The sequence below is a fragment of the Pseudomonas sp. 2hn genome, from assembly GCF_019646095.1.
Classification (GTDB): Bacteria; Pseudomonadota; Gammaproteobacteria; order Pseudomonadales; family Pseudomonadaceae; genus Aquipseudomonas; species Aquipseudomonas peradeniyensis.
Genome location: NZ_CP081016.1, coordinates 4,523,724 through 4,539,124 on the forward strand (window position 1 = coordinate 4,523,724; position 15,401 = coordinate 4,539,124).

Annotated in this window: 14 protein-coding genes; 8 read left to right on the forward strand and 6 right to left on the reverse strand. The window is 65.1% G+C overall.

Features of this window, described 5'->3' with window-relative positions:
- Positions 1 to 29: 29 nt before the first annotated feature.
- The 6 genes from livH (at position 30) to K2O50_RS20485 (ending at position 6,215) form a co-directional block, all read left to right on the forward strand.
- The gene (gene livH / locus K2O50_RS20460) at positions 30 to 953 is read left to right on the forward strand and encodes a high-affinity branched-chain amino acid ABC transporter permease LivH (RefSeq protein ID WP_028692119.1); all 924 of its coding nucleotides are present in this window, start codon (positions 30 to 32) and stop codon (positions 951 to 953) included.
- On the forward strand, positions 950 to 2,206 hold the full coding sequence (locus tag K2O50_RS20465; RefSeq protein WP_028692120.1) for a high-affinity branched-chain amino acid ABC transporter permease LivM: 1,257 nt from the start codon (positions 950 to 952) through the stop codon (positions 2,204 to 2,206). Before livH ends, K2O50_RS20465 begins: the two co-directional genes overlap by 4 nt.
- Positions 2,203 to 2,970 (forward strand): high-affinity branched-chain amino acid ABC transporter ATP-binding protein LivG, encoded by a 768-nt coding sequence (gene livG, locus K2O50_RS20470; RefSeq protein ID WP_050704230.1) that lies wholly within the window; start codon positions 2,203 to 2,205, stop codon positions 2,968 to 2,970. Before K2O50_RS20465 ends, livG begins: the two co-directional genes overlap by 4 nt.
- Positions 2,971 to 3,672: an ABC transporter ATP-binding protein gene (locus tag K2O50_RS20475; RefSeq protein WP_011532591.1), complete on the forward strand. Its 702-nt coding sequence runs from the start codon at positions 2,971 to 2,973 to the stop codon at positions 3,670 to 3,672.
- A gap of 154 nt (positions 3,673 to 3,826) precedes the next feature.
- Positions 3,827 to 4,504 carry a COG3650 family protein gene (locus K2O50_RS20480; RefSeq protein ID WP_050704229.1) on the forward strand — a complete coding sequence of 226 codons (678 nt, stop codon included), beginning with the start codon at positions 3,827 to 3,829 and terminating at the stop codon, positions 4,502 to 4,504.
- Positions 4,505 to 4,607: 103 nt separating this feature from the next.
- Positions 4,608 to 6,215 carry an NAD(P)/FAD-dependent oxidoreductase gene (locus tag K2O50_RS20485; protein ID WP_050704228.1) on the forward strand — a complete coding sequence of 536 codons (1,608 nt, stop codon included), beginning with the start codon at positions 4,608 to 4,610 and terminating at the stop codon, positions 6,213 to 6,215.
- 72 nt (positions 6,216 to 6,287) lie between these two features.
- Here K2O50_RS20485 and K2O50_RS20490 read toward each other — a convergent pair whose 3' ends face one another.
- Positions 6,288 to 6,752, reverse strand: a complete 465-nt coding sequence (locus K2O50_RS20490; protein WP_050704227.1) for a glycine zipper 2TM domain-containing protein — start codon at positions 6,750 to 6,752, stop codon at positions 6,288 to 6,290.
- A gap of 147 nt (positions 6,753 to 6,899) precedes the next feature.
- On the opposite strand from K2O50_RS20490, the gene K2O50_RS20495 reads away from it, so the two are divergent.
- Complete coding sequence (locus K2O50_RS20495) at positions 6,900 to 7,130, forward strand: hypothetical protein (RefSeq protein WP_050704226.1); 231 nt, start codon at positions 6,900 to 6,902, stop codon at positions 7,128 to 7,130.
- 111 nt (positions 7,131 to 7,241) lie between these two features.
- On the opposite strand, the gene pdxH is transcribed toward K2O50_RS20495, so the two are convergent.
- From pdxH to dinG, 5 genes are all read right to left on the reverse strand, one after another.
- The gene (gene pdxH, locus K2O50_RS20500) at positions 7,242 to 7,889 is read right to left on the reverse strand and encodes a pyridoxamine 5'-phosphate oxidase (RefSeq protein WP_050704225.1); all 648 of its coding nucleotides are present in this window, start codon (positions 7,887 to 7,889) and stop codon (positions 7,242 to 7,244) included.
- Positions 7,890 to 7,908: 19 nt separating this feature from the next.
- Positions 7,909 to 8,886: an OmpA family protein gene (locus K2O50_RS20505; protein WP_050704224.1), complete on the reverse strand. Its 978-nt coding sequence runs from the start codon at positions 8,884 to 8,886 to the stop codon at positions 7,909 to 7,911.
- 99 nt (positions 8,887 to 8,985) lie between these two features.
- Complete coding sequence (locus K2O50_RS20510) at positions 8,986 to 10,131, reverse strand: serine hydrolase domain-containing protein (RefSeq protein WP_050704223.1); 1,146 nt, start codon at positions 10,129 to 10,131, stop codon at positions 8,986 to 8,988.
- A gap of 171 nt (positions 10,132 to 10,302) precedes the next feature.
- A complete protein-coding gene (locus K2O50_RS20515) occupies positions 10,303 to 12,531 on the reverse strand; it encodes a beta-galactosidase (RefSeq protein WP_050704222.1) in 2,229 nt (742 codons plus the stop codon).
- A gap of 81 nt (positions 12,532 to 12,612) precedes the next feature.
- Complete coding sequence (dinG, locus tag K2O50_RS20520) at positions 12,613 to 14,757, reverse strand: ATP-dependent DNA helicase DinG (protein ID WP_050704221.1); 2,145 nt, start codon at positions 14,755 to 14,757, stop codon at positions 12,613 to 12,615.
- A 98-nt stretch (positions 14,758 to 14,855) separates the two neighbouring features.
- Between dinG and K2O50_RS20525 the strand changes: the two genes are divergently transcribed.
- A complete protein-coding gene (locus K2O50_RS20525; protein WP_186716121.1) occupies positions 14,856 to 15,320 on the forward strand; it encodes a CopD family protein in 465 nt (154 codons plus the stop codon).
- The last annotated feature ends 81 nt before the right edge of the window (positions 15,321 to 15,401 follow it).

Consider the following 15,401-nt stretch of genomic DNA (forward strand, 5'->3'; position numbering starts at 1 on the left):
ATGCAAATCAGGTTTTTAGGAGCGCTGTAATGCCTGAGATCTACCATTTCCTACAACAACTGGTTAACGGATTGACCATCGGCAGTACCTACGCGCTGATCGCCATCGGTTACACGATGGTGTACGGCATCATCGGCATGATCAACTTCGCCCACGGCGAGGTGTACATGATCGGTTCCTACGTGGCCTTCATCGCCCTCGCCGGGCTGGCCATGATGGGCATCCACTCGTTGCCGATCCTGATGACCGTGGCCTTCGTCGCCACGATCTTCGTCACCAGCGCCTACGGCTACAGCATCGAACGGGTCGCCTACCGGCCGCTGCGCAACAGCAACCGGCTGATCCCGCTGATCTCCGCCATCGGCATGTCGATCTTCCTGCAGAACACAGTCCTGCTGTCGCAGGACTCCAAGGACAAGTCCATCCCCAACCTGATCCCCGGCAGCTTCTCGTTCGGCCCGGGGGGCGCGGAGGAAGTGCTGGTCTCGTACATGCAGATCCTGGTGTTCGTGGTGACCCTCGTCGCCATGACCTGCCTGACCCTGTTCATCTCCCGTTCCCGCCTGGGCCGCGCCTGCCGCGCCTGCGCCGAGGACATCAAGATGGCCAACCTGCTGGGCATCAACACCAACAACATCATCGCCCTGACCTTCGTCATCGGCGCCGCGCTGGCGGCGGTGGCGGCCGTGCTGCTGAGCATGCAGTACGGGGTGATCAACCCCAACGCCGGTTTCCTGGTGGGCCTGAAGGCCTTCACCGCGGCGGTACTGGGCGGCATCGGCAGCATCCCGGGCGCCATGCTCGGCGGGCTGGTGCTGGGCGTGGCCGAAGCGTTCGGCGCCGACATCTTCGGCGACCAGTACAAGGACGTGGTGGCATTCGGTCTTTTGGTTCTTGTCCTGCTGTTCCGGCCGACCGGCATCCTGGGCCGCCCGGAGGTTGAAAAAGTATGAACAGAAATCTCAAACAGGCGTTCTTCAGCGCCTTGCTGGTCTGGGCCGTGGCCTTCCCGGTGCTGGGCCTGAAACTCAGCATCGACGGCATCAGCCTGATCGTGCACAGCCAGGGCTCGTTCACCATCAGCATCATCGCCGCGTGCTCGGTGCTGATGTTCCTGCGCGTACTGTTCGACAAGCAGTGGAGCGCGGTGATGGGCCGCCGCTCGGAGCGCAAGCTGGTACCGCCTTCGGTGACCAACTTCCTCACCCTGCCGAAGACCCAGCGCTGGGTCATCATGGGGCTGATCGTGGCGGCGCTGATCTGGCCATTCTTCGGCTCGCGCGGCGCGGTCGACATCGCCACGCTGATCCTGATCTACGTGTTGCTGGGCCTGGGCCTGAACATCGTGGTGGGGCTTGCGGGCCTGCTCGACCTGGGTTACGTCGGCTTCTACGCCGTCGGCGCCTACAGCTACGCGATGCTCTCGCACTACCTGGGCTGGAGCTTCTGGGTGTGCCTGCCGATCGCCGGCCTGATGGCCGCCACCTTCGGCTTCCTGCTCGGTTTCCCGGTGCTGCGCCTGCGCGGCGACTACCTGGCGATCGTGACCCTGGGCTTCGGCGAGATCATCCGCCTGTTCCTGCGCAACCTCACCGACTGGACCGGCGGCCCCAACGGCATCAGCAACATCCCCAAGCCGGAGTTCTTCGGCCTGACCTTCGAACGCCGCGCCGCCGAGGGCATGCAGACCTTCCACGAGTTCTTCGGGCTGGAATACAACTCGATCAACAAGGTGATCTTCCTCTACCTGGTGGCCCTGCTGCTGGCGTTGCTGGCGCTGTTCGTCATCAACCGCCTGCTGCGCATGCCGATCGGGCGGGCCTGGGAAGCGCTGCGTGAAGACGAGATCGCCTGCCGCGCGCTGGGCCTGAACCCCACCGTGATCAAGCTCTCGGCGTTCACCCTGGGTGCCTGCTTCGCCGGTTTCGCCGGCAGCTTCTTCGCCGCCCGCCAGGGGCTGGTGACACCGGAGTCGTTCACCTTCATCGAGTCGGCGATCATCCTCGCCATCGTCGTGCTGGGTGGCATGGGTTCGCAGTTGGGCGTGATTCTCGCGGCCATCGTGATGATCCTGCTGCCGGAGATGATGCGTGAGTTCAGCGAATACCGGATGCTGATGTTCGGTGCGCTGATGGTGTTGATGATGATCTGGCGTCCGCAGGGCCTGCTGCCCATGCAACGTCCGCACATGGAGCTGCCTCGATGAGCCGCGAAATTCTGCAAGTCAGCGGCCTGAGCATGCGCTTCGGCGGCTTGTTGGCGGTCAACGGCGTGGGCCTGACCGTCAAGGAAAAACAGGTGGTGGCATTGATCGGCCCGAACGGCGCCGGCAAGACCACCGTGTTCAACTGCCTCACCGGCTTCTACAAGCCCAGCGGCGGCACCATCCTGCTCGACGGCCAGCCGATCCAGGGCCTGGCCGGCCATCAGATCGCCCGCAAGGGCGTGGTGCGGACCTTCCAGAACGTGCGCCTGTTCAAGGAAATGACCGCGCTGGAAAACCTGCTGATCGCCCAGCACCGTCACCTGAACACCAACTTCTTCGCCGGCCTGTTCAAGACCCCGAGCTTCCGTCGCAGCGAGAAGCAGGCCATGGAGCGCGCGCAGTACTGGCTGGAGAAGGTCAACCTGACCGAGTTCGCCAACCGTACCGCCGGCACCCTCGCCTACGGCCAACAGCGGCGCCTGGAAATCGCCCGCTGCATGATGACCCAACCGCGGATCATCATGCTCGACGAACCGGCCGCGGGCCTCAACCCCAAGGAGACCGAGGACCTCAAGGCCCTCATCGCCTACCTGCGCGAATCCCACAACGTGACCGTGCTGCTGATCGAGCACGACATGAAACTGGTGATGAGCATTTCCGACCACATCGTGGTGATCAACCAGGGCACGCCCCTGGCCAATGGCACGCCGGAAGAGATTCGCGGCAACCCTGATGTGATCAAGGCCTACCTGGGGGAGGCGTAAATGCTGAAGTTCGAGAACGTTTCCACCTTCTACGGCAAGATCCAGGCGCTGCACAGCGTCAACGTGGAGATCAACCAGGGCGAGATCGTCACCCTGATCGGTGCCAACGGCGCCGGCAAGTCGACCCTGCTGATGACCCTCTGCGGCTCGCCCCAGGCGAGCAGCGGCAGCATCAAGTACCTGGGCGAGGAACTGGTCGGCCAGTCGTCCTCGCACATCATGCGCAAGAGCATCGCGGTGGTGCCGGAAGGCCGCCGCGTGTTCTCGCGCCTGACCGTCGAGGAGAACCTGGCCATGGGCGGTTTCTTCACCGACAAGGGCGACTACCAGGAGCAGCTGGACAAGGTCCTGCAGCTGTTCCCGCGCCTGAAGGAACGCTACATCCAGCGCGGCGGCACCATGTCCGGCGGCGAGCAACAGATGCTGGCCATCGGCCGGGCGCTGATGAGCAAGCCCAAGCTGCTGCTGCTTGACGAACCGTCGCTGGGCCTGGCGCCGATCATCATCCAGCAGATCTTCGACATCATCGAACAGCTGCGCCGCGATGGCGTGACGGTGTTCCTGGTGGAGCAGAACGCCAACCAGGCGCTGAAGATCGCCGATCGGGCTTATGTGCTGGAGAACGGCAAGGTGGTGATGCAGGGTACCGGTGAAGCGTTGCTGACCGACCCGAAGGTGCGCGACGCGTATCTGGGGGGTTGAATGATCAAAGGGCCTTCGGGCCCTTTTTTCTTGCGCCTGCACAGGCCTCATCGCAGCGTGGGAGCGGGCTTGCCCCGCGATGAGGCCCTTGTGATCCATGCGCACCCTGCGTAACGTGGCCAGCTCTTTTGCAAAGTTTCCCGGAGCCCGCCGCATGCGCCTCACCCCTTCCCTGCTGCTTACCGCCCTGCTGCCGCTGTTCGCCGGCTGCCAGATGCTGGCCGAAAAACCGGTCGACCCGAACCTGGGCACCACCCGCATGCAAGGTGAACTGAGCGCGGCCGGCGGTCATCTGCTGTTCAAGCCCTGCAGCGAAAGCCGTCGCTTCATCGTCAACGACGTTGCCGCCACCGGCATCCTGCAGGAAGCCGCCAACCTGGCCGACGACGCCGGTGACAAGCTGTTCGCCGACGTCCGCGCGCGCATGACCGGCAGCAAGCAGGCCGGCAGCGACGGCCAGCTCGACGTGACCCGCCTGTACCGCCTCGAAACCTCCGAGTATTCCGGCTGCGAAGATCCGAACTTCAAGCAGCTGACCCTGCGTGCCGGCGGCCACGAGCCGGACTGGGACATCAAGGCCAGCGGCAAGGGCATGGTGCTCAACCGCATCGGCCAGGATCCGCTGGCGCTGCCCTACCTGGAAGAGGCAATGCCCGGCGGTGGCCTGAGTCTGTCCAGCGAGGCCAACGGCCAGCGCGTCGAGCTGTGGGTCGCGCCGCAGCGCTGCGTCGACGGCGCCACCGGTGCCATCCGCCACCTCAAGGCCGAGCTGCGCATCGACGGCAAGACCCTGCAGGGCTGCGCCTACTACGGCGGCGCCCGCGACCTCTGATCGCCAGGCACTTTTATCCTGCCAGTCGGGGCGGCTAACAGCTTATACTTGGCGGTTTGTGTAAAGCCGCCGGCCGCCCATGGCCGGGATACTGGACCCTGCCATGCTACGAATCACCGAACTGAAGCTGCCCCTGGACCACTCCGACGACGAATTGCGCGCCGCCATCGTCCAGCGCCTGGGCATCAGCGATGAGCAACTGCTCGGCTTCACCCTGTTCAAGCGCAGCTACGATGCGCGCAAGAAGAACAGCGAACTGCTGTTCATCTACACCATCGACCTTGAAACCAGCAACGAAGCCGAGCTGCTGCGCCGCTTCGAAGGCGACGCCAAGATCGGCGTGGCCCCGGATGTCAGCTACAAGTTCGTAGGCCAAGCCCCGGCCGAGCTGACGCAACGGCCGATCGTGGTCGGCTTCGGCCCCTGCGGTATCTTCGCCGGGCTGCTGTTGGCGCAGATGGGCTTCAAGCCGATCGTGCTCGAGCGCGGCAAGGAAGTGCGTCAGCGCACCAAGGACACCTGGGGCCTGTGGCGCAAGAGCGTACTCAACCCCGAGTCCAACGTGCAGTTCGGCGAAGGCGGCGCCGGCACCTTCTCCGACGGCAAGCTGTACAGCCAGATCAAGGACCCGAACCACCACGGCCGCAAGGTACTGGAAGAGTTCGTCAAGGCCGGCGCGCCGGACGAGATCCTCTACATCAACAAGCCGCACATCGGCACCTTCCGTCTGACCAGCATGGTCGAGAAGATGCGCGAGGAAATCATCACCCTGGGCGGTGAAGTACGCTTCGAGCAGAAGGTTACCGACCTGCTGATCGACGGCGAACAGCTCACCGGCGTGGTACTGCAGAGCGGTGAACAGCTGCACTCGCGGCATGTGGTGCTGGCCCTGGGGCACAGCGCCCGCGATACCTTCCGTATGCTCCACGCCAAGGGCGTGTTCATGGAAGCCAAGCCGTTCTCGGTCGGTTTCCGTATCGAGCACCCGCAGTCGCTGATCGACAAGGCGCGCCTGGGCAAGTACGCCGGCCATCCGAAACTCGGCGCCGCCGACTACAAGCTGGTGCACCACGCCAAGAACGGTCGCTCGGTCTACAGCTTCTGCATGTGCCCGGGCGGCACCGTGGTCGCCGCCACCAGCGAACCGGGCCGCGTGGTCACCAACGGCATGAGCCAATACTCGCGTAATGAGCGCAACGCCAACTCCGGTATCGTCGTCGGTATCGACCCCGAGCGCGACTACCCGGGCGGCCCACTGGCTGGCATCGAGCTGCAGGAACGCCTGGAGGCCCATGCCTACGTGATGGGCGGCAGCAACTACCAGGCACCGGCGCAGCTGGTGGGCGACTTCGTCGCAGGCCGCCCGTCCACCGCGCTGGGCAGCGTCGAGCCGTCCTACAAGCCGGGCGTGACCCTCGGCGACCTGGCCCCGAGCCTGCCGGACTTCGCCATCGAGGCGATCCGTGAGGCGCTGCCGGCCTTCGACCGCCAGATCAAGGGCTACAACCTGCACGACGCGGTGCTGACCGGCATCGAGACCCGCACCTCGTCGCCGCTGCGCATCACCCGTGATGCCAGCTTGCAGAGCCTCAACCTCAAGGGCCTGTTCCCGGCGGGCGAAGGCGCGGGCTACGCTGGCGGCATTCTTTCGGCCGGCGTGGATGGCATCCGTATCGCCGAAGCGGTGGCGCGAGACATGCTCGGCCTGTAATCCGATCGCGGCTACAGGCAAAAGAAAACCCCGAACAGGCCAGGCCCGTTCGGGGTTTCTTTTGTACGGCGATCAGTGAGTGACGCGGCTGGTGCCATCGACGGTCATGATGCGCACACGCTCGCCCACGCGGAAAACCTCGTTCTGCTGCACTTGCTGCACATAGGCGCGCATGCTGCCGTCGTCTTCACGCACGGTGATCTCGACACCCTGGGTGCGGGTCAAGCCCTCTTCGGCGGCGGAACCTGCCAGGCCACCGGCCACGGCACCGATCACCGCAGCCACGACGCTGCCACGGCCGCCACCGATGGCGCTACCGGCGACACCACCGACGATGGCGCCAGCACCACCACCGATCGGGGTCTTGGTGCCTTCGATCTTCACCGGACGCAGGGATTCGATGGTGCCCATGCGCACGGTCTGCACGCGGCGAGCCTCATCACGGGAGTAGCTGTCGCCGGTCAGCGACGACTGGCAGCCGCCCAGCAGCAGCGACACGGTGGTGAAGCTGGCCAGCAGCAAAGCGGATTTACGCATGGGGTCAATCTCCATAAGACAGGTGTCCATTAGACTCCGCGCCTTGACAAGTGTCACGGCGCAAACGTTATAAAATTGTTTTCATTCAGCCCAGGTACAGCCTATGCCAACTGTGTGGCGGGCTTTTACGTGAGACCAAGGATAGCCATGGATTACTTCATCGTCGTCGTGGTGACTATCGCCGGCCTGTATTTTCACGGGTGGCTGTATGTGCGCATGCGGCGCTGGATGGACCGGGACCTGGCGCTGTCGCTGGCCGGGGAGGATCCGGCGAAGCGGGATTTCATGCTCGAGTTGCTGGAGCGGGCGCGGGTCGAGAAGGTGCGGCGCAAGGAGTTGGCGGCGTGGCTGGAGCGGGAGGCGGCCGGGTATCGGTAATGCTGGGGCTGCTTTGCAGCCCATCGCGGCACAAGGCCGCTCCTACAGGGGTTACGCGATCCCTGTAGGAGCGGCCTTGTGCCGCGATGGGCCGCGCAGCGGCCCCAGATGTCAGGGCGCCAAACGCTCGCGCAGCCACTGGCCATCGACCAACCGGAAGTTCAGCCGGTCGTGCAGACGACTGGCCCGCCCCTGCCAGAACTCGACACGCTCCGGCACCAGGCGATAGCCACCCCAGTGTTCCGGGCAATGCGGTTGCGTATCGGAAAAGCGCGCCTCGGTGGCCTTGACCAGCCCTTCCAGTTCCTCGCGGTCGGCAATCACCTGGCTCTGCGGCGACGCCCAGGCGCCCAGGCGGCTGCCCAGCGGACGTACCTGGTAGTAATCGTCCGACTCCTTGGCCGTGACCTTTTCCACCCGCCCTTCGATCCGCACCTGGCGCTCCAGCGCCGGCCAGAAGAAAGTCATGGCCGCGAACGGGTTCGCCGCGATGTGCTGGCCCTTGGCGCTTTCATAGTTGGTGAAGAAGGTGAACCCTCGGGCATCTAAGGCCTTGAGCAACAGCACCCGGCAATGCGGGCGGCCGTCGGCATCGACAGTCGCCAGGGTCATGGCGTTGGCTTCCACCGGTAGCTGCTCGGTCTTCACCGCATCGGCAAACCAGTGGTGGAACAGCGCGAACGGCTCCCCCGGGGCCTGGGCTTCGGCCAGGCCATCACGGGTGTAGTCGCGGCGCATATCGGCCAGGGATTGGGTCATGACTGCGTTTCCTTGACGATCAGTTGGTCTTCGCAGGGCTGTTGGCGGCGACTTTCTTGTCGGTGACGGCCTTCTTCGCGGCAGGTTTGGCCGGAGCGGCTTTCTTCTTCGCGGCGGTGCTGGCCTTGGCCGGCGCCTTGGCCTTGGCGGCCGGTTTTTTCGCAGCCGGCTTGGCAGCGGCCTTGACGGCTGGCTTGGCGGCCGGGGCCTTGGCGTCCTGGGTGGCGACCATCGCCGCCGGGGCCGGTGCCGGGGCGGCCTGCTGGTACTTGGCCAGCAACGCGACCATGGTGTTCTGCGGGGTCAGCAACAGCTCGACGCGGCGGTTCAGGGCGCGGCCCTCGGCACTGTCGTTGGCGGCGCGCGGCATCACCGAGCCCATGCCCTTGAGCATCAGGCGGTCACGCTGCAGGCCGCTGAGGCGGAAGATCGCCGACACCGAAGCAGCACGCTCGAGGCTGAGCTTCTGGTTGGCGACGGTGGCACCGCTGCTGTCGGCGTGGCCGAGGATCAGCACGGCGGTCTTGGTGTCGGTCTCGATGGCCTTGGCCACCTGGGTGATCGGGCCGAGAGTGACCGGCAGCAGCATGTTCGGGCGGTCCGGGTTGTAGGAGCTGTCTACCGGAATGGTCACCGCCAGCACATCTTCACGGCGTTCGAGTTCGAACTTGCTGCCCTTGATCGCTTCGCGGACCTTCGGCTCGTACTGGTCGAGCCAGGCCTGGGTGGCCTTCTGGTCGATCTTCGGCACCGCCGCGACCTTGTCCTTTTTCTCGTCGCTACCGAACGGCCACCACCAGCGGCTGGCGCTTTCGGACTTGGCATCGGCCTTGGCGACGTTTTCGACGACGGCCTCCTTCACTTCCTTGTCGGCGACCTTGTCCGAGCCAAAGGGCCACCAGTTCAGGCCACTGTCCTTGGAAGCGTCCTGGGAATGGCTGGCGCAGCCGGTCATGGCCAGGCACAGGGCGAGTGCTAAGGTTTTATGTGAAGACATCAGCGATACACCATGAAATAGAAAGAAATTTTGCCCATACGCGTCAGGCGTTGGCATTGAGGATAGTCAAAGGGTCCGGGCAATACCCGCGTTACCCGATCAAAGGCAACTGCCAAGGACCCGCACCAGGCGTTGGGCACGCGGGTCCATCAGCACGTAGGGGCCCAGGGTATTGGTGACGAAGCCAAAGGCCACGTCGTGTTCGGGGTCGGCGAAGCCGACCGAGCCACCCGCGCCGGGATGACCGAATGCCCGTGCGCCAAGGCCGAAAGTGGCGTTGGCCACCTCTGGCTGGTCGAGCATGCAGCCCAGGCCGAAGCGGGTCTGGGTCAACAGGGTGCGGTCCTGGCCGAGGCTGTGCTCGCGGGTCAGTTCGTCGAGCAGCTCGGACTCCAGCAGGCTGCCGTCGAGCAGGCCGGCATAGAAGCCCGCCAGGCTGCGGGCGTTGCCGTGGCCATTGGCCGCCGGCTGCTGCATGCGCCGCCATTCGGGCTTGTTGGTGCTGGTGAGAATCGCCGGCGGGTTGGTGAAGGCCCGGGTCGACAGGGCCTCGGGCTCGCGCATGGTGACCTGCAGCAGGCGCTGGGCCGCGGCATCGCCGGGGTTGCCCTTGCCGCGGGCGATATGCGCCACACGGTGGAATTCGTCGTCCGCCAGGCCGACATGGAAATCCAGCCCCAATGGCCGGGCGGTGCGGGCCACGATCGAATCGCCCGGGCCACGACCGTCGGCGCGACGGATCAACTCGCCGATCAGCCAGCCATAGGTGATCGCCGCATAACCGTGTTCGCTGCCGGGCGTCCACCAGGGCGCTTCGGCGGCCAGGGCATCGACCATGGCCTGCCAGTCGTACAGCGCCTCGGCCGGCAGCAGCTCACGAATGGCCGGCAGGCCAGCGCGATGGCTGAGCAGCTGGCGCAGGGTGACCTGCTCCTTGCCGGCCTGGGCGAACTCCGGCCAGTAGCGTGCCACCGGCGCATCGAGGGCCAGCTTGCCCTCGCCCACCAGTTGCAGGGCTGTGACGGCGGTGAAGGTCTTGGTGCAGGAGAACAGGTTGGCAATGGTGTCGCTGTGCCAGGCCTCGCGGCCGTCCTTGTCAGCGCTGCCGGCCCACAGGTCGACCACGGTCTCGCCGCCGACCTGGATGCACAATGCGGCACCACGCTCCTGGGGATCCTCGAACAACGCGGCGAAGGCATCGCGCACCGCCTCGAACTTCAGCTCATAGTGACCCTGGATCTGCACCCGACTACCTCTCTGTACGGCCTGGCTTGCAAAGGGGTGCATTGTTTCAGTAGTTGGGCGATTTGCAAACTGGATATGGCTGGGTGGTTGTCAGGGGCCTGCCTATATTCCCTGGTCTGACGCTATCGCGGGGCAAGCCCGCTCCCACGAAAGCGCTCCTGGGGACAGCACTCATTTTTTGGGAGCGGGCTTGTCCAGTTCGGTGCGTAGCTGCGTGAGGCTCTGCAGGTTGCTCCGGCGCACCGCCTCGACGAAGCCTGGGTAGCTCACGTCGGTAATGGCCACCAGGCCCAGGTGGCCGTTCTCGCCGTCCAGCAGCCTGCCGCTGGCCGGCTGGTCGAGGTACTGGAACCAGTGCGCGCCAACGATCATCGGCTGGGCCATGGCGGCCTTGAGGAAGTTGGCATAGGCCGGGCCGCGGTCTTCCTCACGAGCCACCTCCAGCGGGCCTGGCCAGAACGGGCCACGATCGCGGGAACCGAACTGGAACTCCGAGACCAGCACCGGCTTGTCCAGCTCGGTCAAACGGGCGAAGTCGTAGCCGTCTTCAGGCTTCAAGGTATAGAAGTTGAAGCTCAGTACATCGCAGAACCTGGCGCAGGCCTTTACCGCCTCGGGCGTGCTGACCGCATAGCGCCCGCCCAGCAGCAGATGGTTGGGCGCATGCCATTTCAGGGCATCGGAAATGGTCTTGAAATAGGTTTCGGCGAACACCTGCTGGAAATACTGGTAGTCACGCTCGATTTCCGGGTGTTCCGGGTTGGGCAAGGGCGCCTCGAAGCCTGGGTCTTCCATCAGCTCCCAGGCGGTCAACTCGATCCCCCAGGCCTTGGACAAGCCTTGCTGGTTGCGGTACTTGTCGCGCAGCTGCTTGAGGAACGCGCGCTTGGCCGGCACATCGGTGGTCAGGCGCAAGGTGCCGTAGGCCAGGCCGTAGCGTGCCTTGGGATCGTCGCCGGGGGCAGCCCAGGCCAGCTCGTTGTCGGCGAAATAACCGATCAGCCAGGGGTCGTCGCGGTGATCCCGGGCGGCGATGGCCACGGCGCGCTCGGTGGCCATGGCGAAGCGCGGGTCAAACGGATCGGGCATGCGGCCCCACCAGTCCATGCCGGTACTGATGCTGGCGTAGTCACCGACAATCGACAATGGCAAGGTGAACGGCAGGCGCTTGGCTTGAGCGAGTGCCGGGTCACTCCAGTTGCCGAGGGTGTTGAAGCCCCAGGCCTGCAAGCGGTCCAGGGTATGGGCCTGCCAACGCTGGGCGTCCAGGACCGGTGTCGGACAAGCCACGCCTTCCTGCGGGCAAGGCTTGCCGTAGGTGCGCTGCAGGTTGGCCGTATAGAAATCGAACCAGCGGCCTTGCTTGAATCCCCGGCCTTGGGACGAGGCATTGCCGTCGTCGTTGTTACCCTCGCCATAGAAGGCGCTCATCGCGTCGCCTTCGCCCGGCAGGGCCTTGAACATGCCTTCGCGGCCAGCGACATAGGTACGCCCGCCATCGGCGGCAACGGCATTGACGCCGAGCGAATAGAACGGATGCCCCTCCGGCGTCACCAGGTACCAGCGGCCGTCGCGTTTCTCGGTACGGAAGAAGCCCTTGGCTTCGAAAGCCGGCCCGGCGAGCAGGCCGCCATAGGTGTCCAGCTTGAGTTTTTCGCGCTCGGCCAGCCAGGCCTTGAGCTGTGCCTGTTCGCGGTTGTCGGCGGCCTTGAGCTGCTCATCGCCGACGATCTTCTCCGGCCAGCGGCCCCGAGTCGACTGCCCATAGGCATCGATCAACTCGCTGTAGGCGGCCTTGAGCGCCTGATCGTCATCCTGCAGGCCGACTTTCTCGATCAACAGGCTCTGGGCCACCTTGGGGCGGGGAATGCTCAGGCTGATCGAAGTGACCTGCGCCAGGTCCACCGCGCCTTCGCTGCTGGTGAGCAGCAGGCGTTGCCCCTCGAAGGTCCAGGGCATCGGTGGCCCGGCGCGCATGCCCTGGCTCAGCGGCGAACTGGCCTTGAGCGGAATCATCACGGTCTGCGCGGGCCCGGCCGGCAGGTCGATGCGGCTGGTGAGGGTGCGCCCGTCGCTGCTTTGCACCGTCACATCGACGGTCAGCGCCCAGTCCATCCCGCTCTGCAGGCGCAGGGTCAGTGCCTGACCGGCGCTCCAGTCCCAGGCTCCGCCTTGCGGCGCGAGGCGCAGGGTCGGCTGCGCCACTGGGTTGAACACCACCCGCCGCAACACTTCGCCTTCGGCTGTCTGTTCCGCGTTGTACTGCGGCAGGCTGGCGTCCTGGGTGACGACATTCACCACCGAGGCCGGGCGCACGAAGCTGAACAACGTCTGTTGCCCGGCCAGCAAGGGCGCGCTAAACAACAGGGAGAACACGACAGGCAGGGTGCGGCGGATCATAGGGCGATGACTCTCCTTTGGAGCCCGTCATGGGCTCGCAATCGAGTAATGGACAACGGGTTGTGCGTCTTGCTCCGGCGCTCAGCCGATTTCCCGTCGGAAAGGTGGCAGCGCATTGAGGATAGCCTTGCCGTAGCGTTGCGTGACCAGACGGCGGTCGAGCAAGGTGATGACGCCACGGTCCTGCTCGGTGCGCAGCAGGCGCCCGCAGGCCTGGATCAGGCGCAGCGAGGCATCGGGCACGGCAATTTCCATGAACGGGTTGCCGCCACGGGCCTCGATCCATTCGGCCAACGCGGCCTCGACCGGATCGTCCGGCACGGCGAAGGGGATCTTGGCGATCACCACGTGCTCGCAGTAGGCGCCCGGCAGGTCGACACCCTCGGCGAAACTGGCCAGGCCGAACAGCACGCTGTGCTGGCCGTCATCGACCCGCGCCTTGTGCTTGTTCAGGGTCTCCTGCTTGGACAGGTTGCCCTGGATCAGCACCAGCTTGCGCCAGTCGCGGTCCAGGCCGTCGAACACGTCCTGCATCTGCTTGCGCGAGGAGAACAGCACCAGTGCGCCACGCGCGTCCTCGACGATACCCGGCAACTCGCGAATGATCGCCGCGGTGTGCGCCGTGGCGTCCCGCGGGTCGGCGCCGAGGTCGGGCACCCGCAGCAGGCCAGCGTCGCCATGCACGAACGGGCTGGGCACCACGCACTGCACTGCGTCGCGGGGCAGGCCCGAACGCATGCGGAAGCGGTCGAACTTGCCCAGGGCGGTAAGCGTCGCCGAGGTCACCAGGGCACCATAAGCGACGTTCCACAGGCTCTTGCGCAGCATCTCGGCGGCCAGGATAGGGCTGGCGTTGACCTCGATGTCGAACAGCGCGCCGCTTTCGGCCAGGGTCAGCCAGCGGGCCATGGGCGGGTTGTCTTCCGGGTCTTCGGCAGTGAACGCGGTCCACAGCTCCCAGTTGCCCTGGGCGCGGGTCACCAGGCTGCCGAACAGCGGGTACCACTCCTCGGCCTGGTGGCTGGCGATACCGATGTTGTTCTCGCCGTCCATGCCTTCCTTGAGCAGGTCGGCCAGGCGGGTGAACAGGTCGTTGAGGCGGGCGAAGCCTTTCTTGAGCTCGATGCCGACTTCGCGGATCTGCTCAGGCACCACCCCGCCTTCGAAACGGTAGCGCGGGCGGTCACGGCCTTCCATGTCCTCTCCGGCGCGGAAATCCGCCACCTGCTCGCAGAGGGTGAACATGAACTGCTGCTGGGTGCGGACTTCCCGCGCCAGCTCCGGGACCTGCTCGATGTACTTGCCAAGGTCGCCCGGCAACGGATGCTGGGCCAGCAGCTTGGTCAGGTTCTTGGCGGTCTGCTCCAGCCAGTCGGCGGTGGAGCGCAGGCGCGAATAGTGGGCGAAGTGGCCGATGGCCTTGTCGGGCAGGTGGTGGCCTTCGTCGAACACGTACATGGTGTCGCGCGGGTCGGGCAGCACGGCGCCACCGCCCAGGGCCAGGTCGGCCAGGACCATGTCGTGGTTGGTGACGATCACGTCGACCTTGCCCATGCCTTCACGGGCCTTGTAGAACACGCACTGCTGGAAGTTCGGGCAATGCCGGCCGGTGCACTGGCCATGGTCGGTGGTCAGGCGGGCCCAGTCCTGGTCCTCGATGGTTTCGGACCAGCTGTCGCGGTCGCCGTCCCAGCGGTTGCCGGCGAGCTTCTCGATCATGCTGTTGAACAGCTTCTGGCTGCGCTCGTCGACCTCGATGCGAAAGCCTTCTTCCTCGAACAGCTGGGCAGTGGCCGACTGGGCATGGCCTTCCTGCAGTAGGACATCGAGCTTGGACAGGCACAGGTAGCGGCCGCGGCCCTTGGCCAGGGCGAAGCTGAAGTTCAGCCCGCTGTTGCGCATCAGGTCGGGCAGGTCCTTGAAGACGATCTGCTCCTGCAGGGCCACGGTCGCGGTGGCGATCACCAGGCGCTTGCCGGCGGCCTTGGCCGCGGGGATCGCGGCCAGGCTGTAGGCGACGGTCTTGCCGGTACCGGTGCCGGCCTCGACGGCCACCACCGCGGGCTCGCCGGCACGGCGGCCGTCGTCGTCGCAGGCGATGTCGCCGAGCACCTTGGCCACTTCGGCGATCATCAGGCGCTGACCGTAGCGTGGCTTGAGGCTTTTGGCTTCGAGGAAACGCGAGTAGGCGCCCTGGATGGTAGCTTTGAGTTCGTTGCTGATCATGGTCTGCAGGCGCCCGGAGGGCTGGATATATTTTCAGTGTTTCGCATGGGCCGGCTATCATACCCCGCTATTGCCCTTTGTGCCGCATGGAGATCCGGATGCTTGCCTTTGCCCTGCCCTACACCTTGCATGTCCTGGCCGCCCTTGTCTGGGTCGGGGGGATGTTCTTCGCCTGGCTGGTGCTGCGACCGGCAACGGTTGCCGCGCTTGAGGGGCCTGCGCGGCTGCGGTTGTGGGTGGAGGTTTTCCAGCGATTCTTCAGATGGGTCTGGCTGGCGGTGGCGGTGTTGGCTGTCAGTGGGGTCGGGATGATTCACCTGCGGTTTGCCGGGTTCGAGACCGCGCCTCGTTACGTGCAGGTGATGATTGGCGGGGGGATTGTCATGTTTGCGTTGTTCATGCGGGTTCAGTCTTTGTTGCTGCCTGAACTGCGGACGGCGGTGGAGGCTGGGGATTGGGCTTCGGGGGCTGGGGTGCTGGGGCGGATTCGGCGGTTGGTGGGGGTTAATTTGTTGATTGGGGTGTTGGTGGTGGGGGTGGCCAGTTCGCGGGTTTGGGTTTGAGGGGGTTCGGGTTCTGGTTCCTTGGTGATTGTTTTGGTTTTTGTATGCGCATTCGTAGGTGATGTCGACATTTAGTCACCT

What these genes read in the sequence shown, in the direction of transcription:
- K2O50_RS20490 (WP_050704227.1), bottom strand. Translation starts at nt 6,752, where the DNA reads ATGCGTAAATCCGCTTTGCTGCTGGCCAGCTTCACCACCGTGTCGCTG.
- K2O50_RS20465 (WP_028692120.1), top strand. Translation starts at nt 950, where the DNA reads ATGAACAGAAATCTCAAACAGGCGTTCTTCAGCGCCTTGCTGGTCTGG.
- pdxH (WP_050704225.1), bottom strand. Translation starts at nt 7,889, where the DNA reads ATGACCCAATCCCTGGCCGATATGCGCCGCGACTACACCCGTGATGGC.
- K2O50_RS20485 (WP_050704228.1), top strand. Translation starts at nt 4,608, where the DNA reads ATGCTACGAATCACCGAACTGAAGCTGCCCCTGGACCACTCCGACGAC.
- K2O50_RS20495 (WP_050704226.1), top strand. Translation starts at nt 6,900, where the DNA reads ATGGATTACTTCATCGTCGTCGTGGTGACTATCGCCGGCCTGTATTTT.
- K2O50_RS20475 (WP_011532591.1), top strand. Translation starts at nt 2,971, where the DNA reads ATGCTGAAGTTCGAGAACGTTTCCACCTTCTACGGCAAGATCCAGGCG.
- K2O50_RS20515 (WP_050704222.1), bottom strand. Translation starts at nt 12,531, where the DNA reads ATGATCCGCCGCACCCTGCCTGTCGTGTTCTCCCTGTTGTTTAGCGCG.
- K2O50_RS20505 (WP_050704224.1), bottom strand. Translation starts at nt 8,886, where the DNA reads ATGTCTTCACATAAAACCTTAGCACTCGCCCTGTGCCTGGCCATGACC.
- dinG (WP_050704221.1), bottom strand. Translation starts at nt 14,757, where the DNA reads ATGATCAGCAACGAACTCAAAGCTACCATCCAGGGCGCCTACTCGCGT.
- livH (WP_028692119.1), top strand. Translation starts at nt 30, where the DNA reads ATGCCTGAGATCTACCATTTCCTACAACAACTGGTTAACGGATTGACC.
- K2O50_RS20525 (WP_186716121.1), top strand. Translation starts at nt 14,856, where the DNA reads ATGCTTGCCTTTGCCCTGCCCTACACCTTGCATGTCCTGGCCGCCCTT.
- K2O50_RS20480 (WP_050704229.1), top strand. Translation starts at nt 3,827, where the DNA reads ATGCGCCTCACCCCTTCCCTGCTGCTTACCGCCCTGCTGCCGCTGTTC.
- livG (WP_050704230.1), top strand. Translation starts at nt 2,203, where the DNA reads ATGAGCCGCGAAATTCTGCAAGTCAGCGGCCTGAGCATGCGCTTCGGC.